The sequence below is a fragment of the Bacillus tuaregi genome, from assembly GCF_900104575.1.
In the GTDB taxonomy this organism is placed as follows: domain Bacteria; phylum Bacillota; class Bacilli; order Bacillales; family Cytobacillaceae; genus Bacillus_BD; species Bacillus_BD tuaregi.
This window is the reverse complement of record NZ_LT629731.1, coordinates 179,859-192,663: the sequence shown is the minus strand read 5'-3', so window position 1 is coordinate 192,663 and position 12,805 is coordinate 179,859. Positions and strand designations below refer to the sequence as shown.

12 protein-coding genes are annotated in these 12,805 nt (G+C 44.5%); 3 read left to right on the top strand and 9 right to left on the bottom strand.

What is annotated here, in order from left to right:
- Positions 1 to 48: 48 nt before the first annotated feature.
- Positions 49 to 492, bottom strand: a complete 444-nt coding sequence (locus BQ5321_RS03280) for a CBO0543 family protein (protein ID WP_071393199.1) — start codon at positions 490 to 492, stop codon at positions 49 to 51.
- Entirely contained in the window at positions 425 to 1,543 is a 1,119-nt protein-coding gene (locus BQ5321_RS03275; RefSeq protein ID WP_071393198.1) for a DUF2515 domain-containing protein, read from the bottom strand. The genes BQ5321_RS03280 and BQ5321_RS03275 overlap by 68 nt, the downstream gene beginning before the upstream one ends.
- Positions 1,544 to 1,707: 164 nt before the next feature.
- Here BQ5321_RS03275 and shc point away from each other — a divergent pair, with 164 nt between their 5' ends.
- Positions 1,708 to 3,573 carry a squalene--hopene cyclase gene (gene shc / locus BQ5321_RS03270; protein ID WP_390622179.1) on the top strand — a complete coding sequence of 622 codons (1,866 nt, stop codon included), beginning with the start codon at positions 1,708 to 1,710 and terminating at the stop codon, positions 3,571 to 3,573.
- Between the two features lie 52 nt (positions 3,574 to 3,625).
- On the opposite strand, the gene BQ5321_RS03265 is transcribed toward shc, so the two are convergent.
- The 7 genes from BQ5321_RS03265 to BQ5321_RS03230 all read right to left on the bottom strand — a co-directional run bounded on the left by BQ5321_RS03265 (position 3,626) and on the right by BQ5321_RS03230 (position 9,946).
- Positions 3,626 to 4,291, bottom strand: a complete 666-nt coding sequence (locus BQ5321_RS03265; RefSeq protein ID WP_071393197.1) for a DNA alkylation repair protein — start codon at positions 4,289 to 4,291, stop codon at positions 3,626 to 3,628.
- A gap of 466 nt (positions 4,292 to 4,757) precedes the next feature.
- Positions 4,758 to 5,861, bottom strand: coding sequence for a PRK06851 family protein (locus tag BQ5321_RS03260; protein WP_071393196.1), 1,104 nt, complete (start codon positions 5,859 to 5,861; stop codon positions 4,758 to 4,760).
- A gap of 411 nt (positions 5,862 to 6,272) precedes the next feature.
- The gene (ybaK, locus tag BQ5321_RS03250) at positions 6,273 to 6,761 is read right to left on the bottom strand and encodes a Cys-tRNA(Pro) deacylase (RefSeq protein WP_071393194.1); all 489 of its coding nucleotides are present in this window, start codon (positions 6,759 to 6,761) and stop codon (positions 6,273 to 6,275) included.
- Between the two features lie 33 nt (positions 6,762 to 6,794).
- Positions 6,795 to 7,700 carry an NAD(P)/FAD-dependent oxidoreductase gene (locus BQ5321_RS03245; protein ID WP_071393193.1) on the bottom strand — a complete coding sequence of 302 codons (906 nt, stop codon included), beginning with the start codon at positions 7,698 to 7,700 and terminating at the stop codon, positions 6,795 to 6,797.
- Between the two features lie 124 nt (positions 7,701 to 7,824).
- Positions 7,825 to 8,301, bottom strand: a complete 477-nt coding sequence (locus tag BQ5321_RS03240; RefSeq protein ID WP_071393192.1) for a threonine/serine exporter family protein — start codon at positions 8,299 to 8,301, stop codon at positions 7,825 to 7,827.
- A gap of 71 nt (positions 8,302 to 8,372) precedes the next feature.
- Positions 8,373 to 9,128: a threonine/serine exporter family protein gene (locus BQ5321_RS03235; protein WP_071393191.1), complete on the bottom strand. Its 756-nt coding sequence runs from the start codon at positions 9,126 to 9,128 to the stop codon at positions 8,373 to 8,375.
- Positions 9,129 to 9,379: 251 nt separating this feature from the next.
- Entirely contained in the window at positions 9,380 to 9,946 is a 567-nt protein-coding gene (locus BQ5321_RS03230) for an FAD-dependent oxidoreductase (protein ID WP_071393190.1), read from the bottom strand.
- Between the two features lie 176 nt (positions 9,947 to 10,122).
- Between BQ5321_RS03230 and BQ5321_RS03225 the strand changes: the two genes are divergently transcribed.
- Together BQ5321_RS03225 and pepT are read left to right on the top strand one after the other, a co-directional pair.
- Positions 10,123 to 11,376 (top strand): dicarboxylate/amino acid:cation symporter, encoded by a 1,254-nt coding sequence (locus tag BQ5321_RS03225; RefSeq protein ID WP_071393189.1) that lies wholly within the window; start codon positions 10,123 to 10,125, stop codon positions 11,374 to 11,376.
- A gap of 118 nt (positions 11,377 to 11,494) precedes the next feature.
- Positions 11,495 to 12,736 carry a peptidase T gene (gene pepT, locus BQ5321_RS03220; RefSeq protein ID WP_071393188.1) on the top strand — a complete coding sequence of 414 codons (1,242 nt, stop codon included), beginning with the start codon at positions 11,495 to 11,497 and terminating at the stop codon, positions 12,734 to 12,736.
- The last annotated feature ends 69 nt before the right edge of the window (positions 12,737 to 12,805 follow it).

Sequence of the window (12,805 nt, the reverse complement as noted above, 5' to 3'; positions counted from 1 at the left end):
AGACATGATAATAATCTAATTAAAAGGCTTGATATCGATTCATTTCCTTTACTGTTTTTTCACCCAATGAAAAAACACGGTTAGGATGATTAAAAATAACGCATACCCAAAGAAAGTGTAGTAATGCTTCCATTCCGCACTATGCTGGAAAAAACCGAGTAGCTCGGAAAATCTTTCAAATACAGCCATTAAGAGACTTACAATTAGAATGAAGACTATTTTTCTCCCATTATTTAAACGGGAGAGAAAAGATAATAATAGGATGACAGATACCGGCAAGCCAAATAACGTAAAGCCTATATGGATTGTAAAAAACTCTGGCAGCGGACGCTGAGGAAATTCGTATATTCCTTTCCCGACAAAATAAAGGTCCAGGTAGGTCCCTATTAATGAAGCTAATATTGCCGTAACGATGTATTCCTTTTTAGAAAAGGATTGTCTTTTTGGCAAGGGCGGCAATTTCAAGCCTTTCAAGTGTTTTACAATATTCATCCTTTATCTCCCCATCTATCATCTCAATATCGTCCTCTAAATAATCCGCTACAAGGTCATCCTGAAACCAATCTCCTGCTTCAGCCTCAGGCTGACTAACATTCTTCCACGCATTTTCAAGCTTTGGGCTGTAAAACCGGCTTGCCCCCTTGCGAAGCCTGCAGGACTTTAGGCGAAGCGGGTAGAAAATCCCCGGGACTCCCTCTTTCACACTATTAAAAAGATGCGGCCAATAATCCTTTCTCGAGCCTGTATGTGGATGACTCTTCGCCCAAGCTAACATCTGTCTATGAATATCCTTATTTTTAAAAAGAACCGCATACAGTCGCTTCCCTAATAAAATTCGCTCATGAAGGGATTGAAATTGGTGAAGCGTCAAGCCTTTAAGACCTTTGTTATCATATGGGAAAAGTATATGGTTAAAGGAGAGCACATCCTGAAGGAAAAATTCAAACTTCCCCAGCACCTCCTTTTGATAGACAGGATTCTGGATGACTCTTTTTTCCAAATAGCTTTGTTCATTAATAACAAGCGCGATGCAGTGAATATACCGGTCCTGTTCCACCCAAAAATGGTTCCAAATCGTCTCCATAAAGCTTGAAACCTGTAAATGCGGTAGAAGATAAAACAGCTTTTTCCCTCTCCGTAGGCTCTCCTGATAGAGGAGAAATTGCGGATAGACATCCTGGAAAATCAGCCAATTGCCGCGCTCCAAAAACGAGAAAAACCAGGTTCGCTCCTTCTTTGAAAGCAGTCTTGTCAAGAGCTCCCCCTGCAAATCAGTCATACTGTACCCGCCGTTTCTTGAAACCATATGACCTAAAAAAGCCCACTGAATTTCCGGATAACGCAGATAGTAGTCAAGATAAGCCTTTGTTCTCGTGACATTATTAAGATTATGCTTCGCAGTTTCCTTCCTGATTTCCTCAAGTAAGCCTTGCTCCTTCAAGGATATTGGCGCTAGACCAGCTTGAGGATTTTTGCCTTTTTGCTTCAACTCCTCCCGAATCCTTTCAAGCGGCGTTTTCTCCCGATGTCTCCAAAAAAACATTGCAGCCCCTCCCTGATGAATGGTTCCTGCCCATTCGGAATATGTATAGCTTAGGAGTTTTACGAAAGGATGTATGTCTGCCAGCTGCCTATGCTAAAAAACAGAGCACAACCCAATTGGCAGTAACGCAGAAATCATCCATTGCTTTTAGCAAAGGAGTGAACATCTTATTGGACACTAAACCTAGTATAGAATGGATAGTTGAAGCCCTCCGAAAAGACCAATCCGCCGATGGCTCATGGAATCATCCATTTGAAACCGGAATTTCCACAGATGCCTATATGATCATTTTATTAAGGACTTTAAAGATACATGATGAAGAATTGATTCAGGGTCTTTGCAGACGGATTTTAAGCAAGCAGGAAAAAAACGGGGCCTGGAAGCTTTTTTACGATGAAGGGGACGGGAATATCTCCGCAACAGTCGAAGCCTACTACGCTCTGCTGTTTTCTGGCTATTACCATAAGGATGATCCTAATATACGTAGAGCTAAGGAATTTATTATCGCCCATGGCGGTCTAAAGGAGGTTAGCATTTTCACGAAAATCATGCTGTCTCTGACCGGACAATATAAATGGTCGTCCCGCTCTCCCTTGCCTATTGAAGTCATACTATTACCAAGCTTTTTACCGGTTCATTTCTATTCCTTTTCATCCTTCGGGAGAGCGAATCTAACACCGATTATGGTTCTTGCTGCCAAAAGGTTTACCATTACCTCGGAGTATGCTCCTGATTTAAGTGATTTAAAGCAGGCTCGGGATGACGAGGAGGAATGGAATGCTTCAAGAGAATGGCGGTCGCTTCTTTATTTTATAGAGGAGGGGATAAAAAGGTTAATCGGCCTTCCCGATCAGCTGCGGAATTTGGCGATTGAACGAGCTAAACATTATATGCTAGACAGAATCGAGGAGGACGGAACCTTTCTCAGTTATTTCAGCAGTACCTTTCTGATGATATTTGCTCTCCTTTCTCTTGGCTACAAAAGAAACGATCCCGTTATTATGAAGGCCGTTGAAGGATTAAAGAAGATGAAATGTGATATAAACGGGCATCCGCATATGCAGTATACAACTGCCACGGTTTGGAATACCGCCTTGATTGGCTATGCCCTGCAATCGGCGGGGCTTGAACCGGATGATGTGATGGTCAAAAAGGCCAACCGCTTTCTGTTAAGCCGCCAGCACCATAAATATGGGGACTGGGCGATTCAGAATCCTAACAGCCTGCCTGGAGGCTGGGGATTCTCTAATGTTAACACCATCCATACCGATGTTGATGATACTACCGCTTCACTTCGCTCGATTGTCAAAATTGCCCGTACCGAAAAAGCAGCCTGGAATAGAGGCATCAGTTGGACATTATCGATGCAAAATGACGATGGCGGCTGGCCGGCCTTTGAAAGGAATACAGATTCCATGTTGTTGAAAATGCTCCCGTTTGAAAAGGGTGAATTTTTGCTGCTTGACCCGTCAAGCGCTGACCTAACCGGCAGGACACTTGAGTTTCTAGGGAACTACACCCGCCTACCGAAAAACCATCGGCACATGAAAAAGGCGATTGGTTGGCTTTGGAAGGAGCAAAGAAAGGACGGCTCGTGGTATGGACGCTGGGGAATATGCTATACGTATGGCACCTGGGCAGCCATTACGGGCTTACAGGCTGTCGGTGTTCCAAGCTCCGACCCGCATCTGCAAAAAGCTGCCGCCTGGTTAAAGCTGATTCAGAATCCTGACGGCGGCTGGGGGGAATCATGCCACAGCGATATCAAACGCAAATATATTCCCCTATGTCATAGTACACTGACACATACCGCTTGGGCACTGGATGCTTTAATAGCCCTTTCCGACAAACCTACAGAGGAAATCGAAAGGGGAATCTCTTATTTAGTAGACTCACTGAAAAAGAATGATTGGACAACAGATTATCCAAAGGGTCAGGGAATGGGCGGCGCCTTCTATATCCACTATCACAGCTACCGCTATATTTTCCCGCTTCTAGCTCTGTCACATTACAAAAAAAAGTACGGCTAAAGCTTATGACTGCGGCGGTACGCCCTGAAGCCGCCGCAGGTCCTGATTAATCCTATAAATATTTGCTTCCTTCCCGCACACTTAGCGGAGCCAATGTATGGCCTTCAATAAAGGCTTTAACCGATTCCCGATTTGTTTTCGAATATTCGCGAAGAGCCCAGCCAATCGCTTTTTGAATAAAAAATTCCTTGCTGTCTTTATTCTGTTCTATATAACGGTACAACAGCTCTTCGTCTGTTTTTTCCTTATATTTAAGCTGAAACAGGATGGCCGTTCTTCTTAACCATAGCTGATCTCCGAATGCCCAGGCATCGATTGTTTCCTTAATGACCTCGGGGTATTGAGCCGCGATAGTCCCCACCGGCTTCTGGGCCAGCATATCCACTGTATCCCACCAGGATTTTGTTGTAATCAGCTTTTCGAAAAAAGGAAGATCCTCCTTCACAAGCTTCTTCAAGGACCTGCTGATATAATCAATTGCGGCATATTGATATTCCCTTTCCGGCTGCTCCCAAAGCCACAGCACGAAATCATGCTGAAACTCCTGCTTTAAGATTCCGCTTTGCTGGTAAAATTGCTTCGTCAGCTTCGTCCGCTCCGGCGTCTTGATGCCTAAAAAAGGGAATAAATCCTTCATATATTTCTTCATCGGCTCAGCATTTTGCTCATTTCGATTATGTTCAAAATGAAACTTAATCATTGCCATCATCTCATTCATACCTTGTACACCTCTTCCATTCATGCTCTGACTATTATGGACGTATCTTATCACTTTTAGCAATAACCTGCTTATGCTACTGGAATCCCTGTTTTCCTCACTTTTCGGTCGCCTATAACCCGCTTATGCTACCCTATTTCCTCTTTTCCTCACTTTTCGGTCGCCTATAACCTGCTTACGCTACCCTATTTCCTCTTTTCCTCACGCTTCAGTCGCCTATAACCCGCTTACGCTACCCTATTTCCTCTTTTCCTCACGCTTCGGTCGCTTATAACCCGCTTATGCTACCGTATTTCCTCTTTTCCTCGCGCTTCGGTCGCTTATAACCCGCTTATGCTACCGTATTTCCTCTTTTCCTCACGCTTCGGTCGCCTATAACCTCTATTATCTCCTAAACCCGGTCCTTCCCTAAAAAAAAACACCGCATAAACGCGATGCCTACTCCTGTCTAATTAAACTGGCTGCCTCATGCTTGATGTAGCTCAGCAATCATCCTAATCTCATTTTGAATCTTTTCTTTATGTCTATTGACAATATCAAAGTCCATTGCCGGAATATAAATCGCCTCCAGCTCGTCACGGAGAGCCTTTGCCTCCGCTAGAAATCCAATTGCCTTTTTCATATTAGCTTTATATTTGCCCTGAACATCCTGAATTTGTTCTGCAAAAAGTTCATCCGTTCCTGGAGCAATAATCGTTCCGTACATATCAAGGATTTCATCCCCATCCCGGCTAGGGAAATACTCATGCGGTGCCGTACTGTCAAAAATGGCAATGCCCAGTTCTCTAATCACGACCATATCAAGGCTGTTTGGATCAAACCCACAATGGTAAATCTCCAAATCAAACCCTCTACTTTCACCCTCTGCGGCAATTCGCTTCAGCATCGTTGACTTACCTGAGCCCGGTCTGCCTTTTATAAAGTACCGCTTTTGAATATCTGCTGTCAGATTCGGAACAAAATCCACAGCCCCCTTCGGCGTAGCAGCCCCGAGGAAACGATGACGGACCTTCGACTGTTTATTCAATAACACAGTCCCATAGAAGCTATTCATTAACCGATTCGTCAGCTCATTCGCTTTTTCAAAATCCATGTTTTCTATATAAATTTTCTCCCAATCATCATGGACTCGAAGCGCTTCGGCAAAGGTTTTATAAGCATTCTGGAAGGCCGCGCTTACCTGTTGGGACAGCTCCTGTATCGTTTGCCTTTGCTTTGCTAACTCCTGTGCATCCCAAGCCTCGCCAAGGTTGACATAATCCTCAACAGCCCCAGGCAGCTTTGGTTCAATCACATGCGGGGCAGTTCCATCCACAATCCCCACTTTTAACGAAGGAATGATGACACCGTCAACCGAATCAGGGTCTGAGGAGCAATGTAAGTATTCAATGCTGTAATCCTTTTCCGACCAGTATTCTCCTATCTCCTTCATCAAGGTTGATTTACCTGTACCTGGTCCGCCCTTTAAAATATACACTCTTTCTAATCCTTCTAAGCTGGAGTCAAATAGGCTGTAAAATCCACGGGCAGTATTGCCACCTGCAAAGTATCGGATGATATTGCCTGCCATAGACATTTCCTCCCTGTTATCATAGCTTTTAAGCAGCACAAACTGCTTTCCTGATTAGCCTTTCAGCAGATCCTCTATTAGAGGCTCGACATTTTTGTTCATTCTCTTTACAATATGCAGCGCCACCTAAATGGGTGAAAGCCTAAGCTAACTCCATTTTTTTGCGAAGGCTTTGTTAAACATGAGTGTTGATTTTCGTTCCTGGCACTTCGCTTTCCGCAGGCGACCGCCGAGCCTCCTCGACACTACGTGTCTGCGGGGTCTCGTCTGTTTCACTTCTCCTGCAGGAGTCTGCGTGCCTTCCACTACAATCAACCTGCAATAAAAATCAAATATGTGCTTTAACATAGCCCGTTGCAAAAAAAAAGACCCCTTAGCTAAAGGGTCCTGAACCTGATATTCTCATATGTATCAATCCACAGCATCCTTCGTTACTTCAGCAAACCAGCCATTTGTAACCTGAATCAGGTCCTGTGGCTTTATTTCAATCTGAACACCTATTTTTCCACCGCTGACAACCATTTGCTTCAGCCCTTCGGCACATTTATCGATGAAGGTTGGATACTGCTTTTTCATACCGACCGGCGAACATCCGCCACGAATATAGCCTGTTAGCTTTTGAATATCCTTCACCGCAATCATGTCGACTTTCTTTTCCTTCGCTGCCTTCGCTGCCTTTTTTAGGTCCAGCTCCGCTTCAACCGGAATAACAAAAACATAAACTCCCATGCTCGTCCCCTGGGTGACTAATGTTTTATAAACTTCGTTTGGATTTCGATTCACCTTATGAGCAACAGAAACGCCATCGATTTTTCCATCTGCCGTCTCATAGGTTTTCATCCCATAGCTAATCTTTTTCGCATCTAGAATCCGCATCGCATTTGTCTTTATCTGTGCCATATTTGTTTCTCCTCACTTTTTTCTATCCCCAGACTAACCCTGCTCCTGAATAATATCCTTATGTATCCAAATCGCCGCCTGGGAGCCTTCGCCCATTGCAATCGTTACCTGCTCGGAATGGACAGCCACATCACCCGCTGCCCATACTCCGTGAACATTGGTCATCTTGGTCCGCGGGTCAGCTACGATATGCTTATTCTCTAGCAGCTCAACACCTAGCTGCTTTGCCAGCTGTGATCGAACTTCATTGCCGCCAAACGCAGTAAAGGCATGATGACCCTTTACTATTTCCCCATTTTCAAGTAAAAACCCTTCCAGCTCGGCACCCTTCGCTACTGCTTGCTTAATGGAAGCATCTATACAAGAAATTCCATTCTCCTGTAAAAATTTCCTGTCATCATCTCCAAGCTTCTGCTCATGATTGATATAAACCAATTCGTTTGTCCAATAAAGCAGGGTTTTAACCATATTTACCCCCGCAACGCCTGCCCCAATCACAATCACCGGTTTTCCTTTTACCTGATAGCCGTCACAGTCAGGACAGACATAGACGCTGATTCCAAGACAAGGTACTAAGGAGGGCAGAAGCTCAGCTGGAATACGGTCCATCACACCTGTTGCGAGTAATAACCGCTTACTGCTGTAGGTTTCCCCATTCGAGACCGTGACCGCAAAGCCTGCCTCAGTCTTAGCTGCAGACTCCGCTTTCCCGTGCAGGAAATGGACACCTAATGCTTCAGCCTGTTTTCGGCCTGTCTGTCGAAGGTGCTGACCACTGACCCCATCAGGATAGCCAAGTATATTATGATAGCTTCGGCATAACGTGGAGCGCCCGTCACCTGAGTCAATCACAAGCACGCTGTGCATATAGCGCCCCAGCTGGATTGCCGCCTGCAAACCAGCAATGCCGCCGCCGATAATAAGACAATCATACTTCATTCCATCACTCCTAGGTAAATACGACTGCTTCCAAATGAACAGGCTCTGTTCCATCTAAAGCCGCCTATCCTATTAGCATAACCAAACGGCAAAAATCCCATGAAAGACAGTCTCCATCTGTTGTCTAGGAGCGTGCTTTTACTTTTCCTCTTAGAGCGCTTTTTTGCTTCAGTCTATTTTGGACAATCAGACGAGTGAACACCTCAGACACCACGAGGCCGGCCGCAATGCCGCCTGAAATCAGCAGCGCCTTTGCTGCCAACTGGATTGCGATATCATAATCATTACTGACAAAATGCCGCATGGCATCATAGGCAAGTCCGCCGGGCACCAATGGAATAATCCCCGACACATTAAAGACAATAACAGGCTGCTTGTACACCTTTGCAAAGGTTTGCCCGATTCCGCCAATCAGGATGGAGGCAAAAATGGAGGCGAGGATGGAATCTATTCCGTTTTGAACGAGCAGGAAATAGAAAATCCAGCCAATCATTCCTGACAACCCGCCCTGCAGCAGCTGTTTTTGGGGAACATTAAAAAGCAGTCCAAACGCTGCGGACGCTATATAGCTCGTCACTAACTGCTGGATAATAACAGTCATGTCAACCGACTCCTCTCTTTTAGGTCAATCAAATTCGTCCGTCGAATTTACGTCCCGATATTTATTGAGCATTAAATAAACGCAACAACAATCGCTATTCCTGAACCAATCGCTAAGGATGTCAAAAAGGCATCGGCACCCTTGGCCATAGCGGACATGAAATGACCATCCATTAAATCACGGACTGCATTTGTAATTAAGAGTCCCGGAACGAGAGGCATGACAGAAGAAATAATAATCGTATCAAGGTCTGTACCAAAGCCGCTGTATACTGCCATAACGGCAAGCAAACCAATCACAAAGGAGGAGACACCCTCAGCGAAAAACTTAACCTTTATGTATTTATGCAAATAAATAAAAAGCATGTGCCCGATTCCACCCGCAATCATTGCCGGAATGAAATCCATCCATACTCCTTGGAACATAATTAAAAAACAGCCGCTGGCAATCGCTGCACTGAGGATTTGCAGCCATAACGGATACGACAAATCTGCTTTTGCAATTTTTTTGAGCTTTAACAAAGCCTCTTCAACAGTCAATTCACCATTACTTATTTGCCGGGAAATACTATTAACAATAGCCACCTTCTCTAAATCGGTTGACCGCTCTGCTACACGGACCAACTTCGCTCGATCCTCCCGGTTAGAGGAAAAAACAATCCCTGTCGGTGTGACAAAGCTCTGCGCTTCAGGCACTCCAAAGGATGCAGCAATTCTCATCATCGTATCCTCAACCCGGGTGGTTTCCGCCCCGCTTTTAATCATAATTTCACCTGCAAGCAGACAAAGCTCCACAATCCTGGCAATTTGGTTATTACTAAGTCCCACTCAATCACCTCACAACTCATAATGGTTCATGACTCCATCACAATAAAATATACAATAGTTAACATTTAAACCATAAAAAAAGCCTTGTCAACCGTAGTGACAAGACTTTTAAGTATCTATACTTTTCAGAATTATAGAATGGATATATAAACCCAGCCACCGTTCTGTTTCGAAACGGGCTGTAGAATGACTCTATCTCAGTCTTAACGGGCCGCATTCCCGCCCCCTGATAGTAGTCTTCTTTATCTTCCTTATGCCTTTAATAGATCATGGTCAACGTAGCGTTCACCGTTGATTTCACTGATAACATTGATGGCAACGCGGGCACCGTCCCCAGCAGTCACAATCGTATGTACACTTACACCTGCAACCGCTCCAGCAGCCCAAATGCCTTTTCTATTTGTTTCACCATCAGCATTAACCGCGATAGCTGTTTTGAATCTCGGCTCTCTGTGATCCTTTGTTTCGATGCCTAAGCCTTCAGCAAGGTTTGTTAATGCACCTGTTGCGATGATGATATGACCTGCCTCATATTTTGCACCGCTTTCCGTTTCAATCACAAATGAACCCGCTTCACCGGTAATATTAGCAACTGTTTCTTCCTTAATTTCAGCGCCAAATTTCCCCGCTTGTTTTCTACCAACTTCAAGCATATCAGGACCAGAAATTGCCGCAACACCATAATGGTTCTCCATCCAGGCTCTAGCTGTCATACTTTTATTTGAATCAAGCAAAAGGGTTTTCTTACCAGCCTTTGCAGCAAATAATGCCGCACTTCCTCCAGCAGGGCCTCCACCAATAATCACGATTTCGTACATAAACATCCACCTTTCTTTATTGAAGTGATTCTTCTTTAACCATAATTCTTTCCATTCTAAAAGTAAAATAAAATGCCCTTTTACATTCCAAATACTATTGTAATGTAATTTTAGAAGGCTCATAATATAATTAATCTATTATAGTTCTATAATTATATTAAAGATAGGTGGCAAGTATGAAGAATCTGTTCAACAGTTATAAAGCATCACTACTGCTGTTAGCAGCAATTTTGATTGGAGGGATTGCCGGACTCGTCTTCGGTCCGAAAGCAGCAATCGTAAAGCCCTTCGGAGATATTTTTCTAAATCTCATGTTTACAATCATCGTTCCGCTTGTTTTTTTCAGCATCGCTTCTGCCATTGCCGATATGAACGGAATGAAGCGCCTCGGCAAAATCATGGGCAGTATTTTTCTTGTATTTCTTCTGACAGCTGCAGTATCTGCCATCCTCGGTTTTGCTGGAACCAGTCTAATGAATCCGCTCGAAAATGCTGATACCTCCCATATTAAGGACCTAATGGAGACAGCAGAAGCAGTCGAGCCTGCCGAAGAGATATCACTCCTCGCACAGCTGGTCAACACCTTTACTGTTGGAGACTTTCAATTCCTTTTTACAAAAAGTAATATGCTCCAGTTAATTGTCTTCTCTCTATTATTCGGACTAGCGACGGCTTTAGTCGGTGAAAAGGCCAAGCCTGTTTCCACTCTATTATCAGCTGGCTCAGCTGTAATGATGAAGATGGTCACCATCCTGATGTACTATGCACCAATTGGGCTTGGCTGTTATTTCGCTGCTATCATTGGTGAACTCGGTCCGCAGATACTAGAGGGCTACGTCAGAGCGTTTGTCCTTTATTTGATCCTTTCTGTCATCTATTACTTTGGCTTTTTTACTCTCTATGCATTTTTATCCGGAGGAAAGGAAGGAATCAAGGTCTTTTGGAAAAATGCGATTACGCCGTCCATCTCTGCGATTGCTACCTGCTCCAGCGCAGCCTGCATTCCGATTAACCTAGCAGCCGTGAAAAAGATTGGCGTTCCGAAGGATATTGCCGAAACGATTATTCCACTCGGTGCCAATACTCATAAGGATGGTTCTGTATTTGGAGGCGTCTTAAAAATTGTCTTCCTATTTAGCTTATTCGGCCGGGATATAACCAGCCTTTCAAGCATCATCAGCATCATTGCCGTCTCCTTTCTCGTAGGCGCGGTCATGGGTGCCATTCCAGGCGGCGGTATGATCGGCGAAATGCTCATACTTAGCGTCTTTGGCTTTCCACCAGAGGTTCTGCCAATTATCGCTGTCATCTCGACCATTATTGACGCACCCGCAACCCTGCTCAACTCAACAGGCAACACCGTCTGCGCCATGATGGTCACAAGAATCGTCGAAGGTAAAAACTGGCTCAAAAAAACCATCACTGTCTAAGCGTCACACTAAGGTGTCAGGCACCACAAAAGACAAATCCCCGAGTTTGTCCATCTGTGGTGTCAGGCACCTTTTTCATGTATGATAGGACTATTACATAATAGGAGTTGATAGTTGCATGAAGGATGAGATGATTAGACGATTTACTTCCTATGTTAAGGTGGATACGCAGTCAAATGCTGATGATGAGAACTGTCCCTCTACACCCGGGCAGCTGACATTGGCCAATATGCTAGTTGAGGAATTAAAGACCATCGGCATGGAAGAGGTAACGATTGATGAACACGGCTATGTGATGGCAACCCTTCCAGCCAATACGGAAAAGAACGTTCCGACAATCGGATTTTTGGCCCATGTTGATACGGCCACTGATTTTACCGGCAAGGACGTGAAGCCTCAACTCGTGGAAAGCTATGATGGAAAAGATATCACCCTAAATGAAGCATTACAGATTAAGCTGACACGTGAGAAATTCCCTGAATTAGCGAATTACATAGGACACACCCTGATTACAACAGATGGAACAACCCTGCTTGGAGCGGATGATAAGGCGGGCATTGCGGAGATTATGACCGCAATGGATTATCTGATCCAACATCCTGACATTGAGCATGGCAAAATCCGCGTTGCCTTTACTCCTGATGAGGAAATTGGCAGAGGCCCGCATAAATTTAATGTTGAAGCCTTTAATGCGTCACATGCCTATACGGTTGACGGCGGTCCGCTTGGAGAATTAGAGTACGAAAGCTTTAACGCCGCAGCAGCTAAAATTACCTTTAAAGGGACAAATGTGCACCCCGGTACGGCAAAGGGAAAAATGGTGAATTCCATGAAAATGGCGATGGATTTTAACAACCGTCTTCCTGCCGATGAAGCACCAGAGCATACGGAGGGCTATGAGGGCTTCTATCACCTGCTTTCCTTCCACGGTGAGGTAGAGGAAAGCGTCCTCCATTACATCATTCGTGACCATGACCGTGAAAAGTTCGAAGCACGGAAAAAGACCGTCGAAGCACTTGTAGATGAAATTCAGAAGATTTATGGCGCGGAAAGAGTCGAGCTGGAAATGAATGATCAATATTATAATATGGGAGAAAAAATTAAGCCTGTAAAAGAGATTGTCGATGTTGCCCATAAGGCAATGGAGAACCTCGGAATTAGGCCGATTGTGAAGCCAATCCGCGGCGGTACGGATGGCTCTCAGCTATCCTATATGGGCTTACCAACACCCAACATCTTTGCTGGCGGAGAAAATTTTCACGGACGCTTTGAATACGTCTCTGTTGATAATATGGTGCTGGCTGCGAAGGTGATTGTGGAAATCGCTAAGCTAACGGCTGCAGAGATGACACAGAAGTAAGGTTAGAATATTGCTCAGGAAATAACGAAATCAGCATCATTATCCAAAAAGACCTTTATCTCTCTGATG

Coding starts and splice junctions, on each gene's coding strand:
- BQ5321_RS03265 (WP_071393197.1), bottom strand. CDS start 4,291: ATGAATGAGATGATGGCAATGATTAAGTTTCATTTTGAACATAATCGA.
- pepT (WP_071393188.1), top strand. CDS start 11,495: ATGAAGGATGAGATGATTAGACGATTTACTTCCTATGTTAAGGTGGAT.
- BQ5321_RS03230 (WP_071393190.1), bottom strand. CDS start 9,946: ATGTACGAAATCGTGATTATTGGTGGAGGCCCTGCTGGAGGAAGTGCG.
- BQ5321_RS03225 (WP_071393189.1), top strand. CDS start 10,123: ATGAAGAATCTGTTCAACAGTTATAAAGCATCACTACTGCTGTTAGCA.
- BQ5321_RS03260 (WP_071393196.1), bottom strand. CDS start 5,861: ATGGCAGGCAATATCATCCGATACTTTGCAGGTGGCAATACTGCCCGT.
- ybaK (WP_071393194.1), bottom strand. CDS start 6,761: ATGGCACAGATAAAGACAAATGCGATGCGGATTCTAGATGCGAAAAAG.
- BQ5321_RS03280 (WP_071393199.1), bottom strand. CDS start 492: ATGAATATTGTAAAACACTTGAAAGGCTTGAAATTGCCGCCCTTGCCA.
- BQ5321_RS03240 (WP_071393192.1), bottom strand. CDS start 8,301: ATGACTGTTATTATCCAGCAGTTAGTGACGAGCTATATAGCGTCCGCA.
- BQ5321_RS03275 (WP_071393198.1), bottom strand. CDS start 1,543: ATGTTTTTTTGGAGACATCGGGAGAAAACGCCGCTTGAAAGGATTCGG.
- BQ5321_RS03245 (WP_071393193.1), bottom strand. CDS start 7,700: ATGAAGTATGATTGTCTTATTATCGGCGGCGGCATTGCTGGTTTGCAG.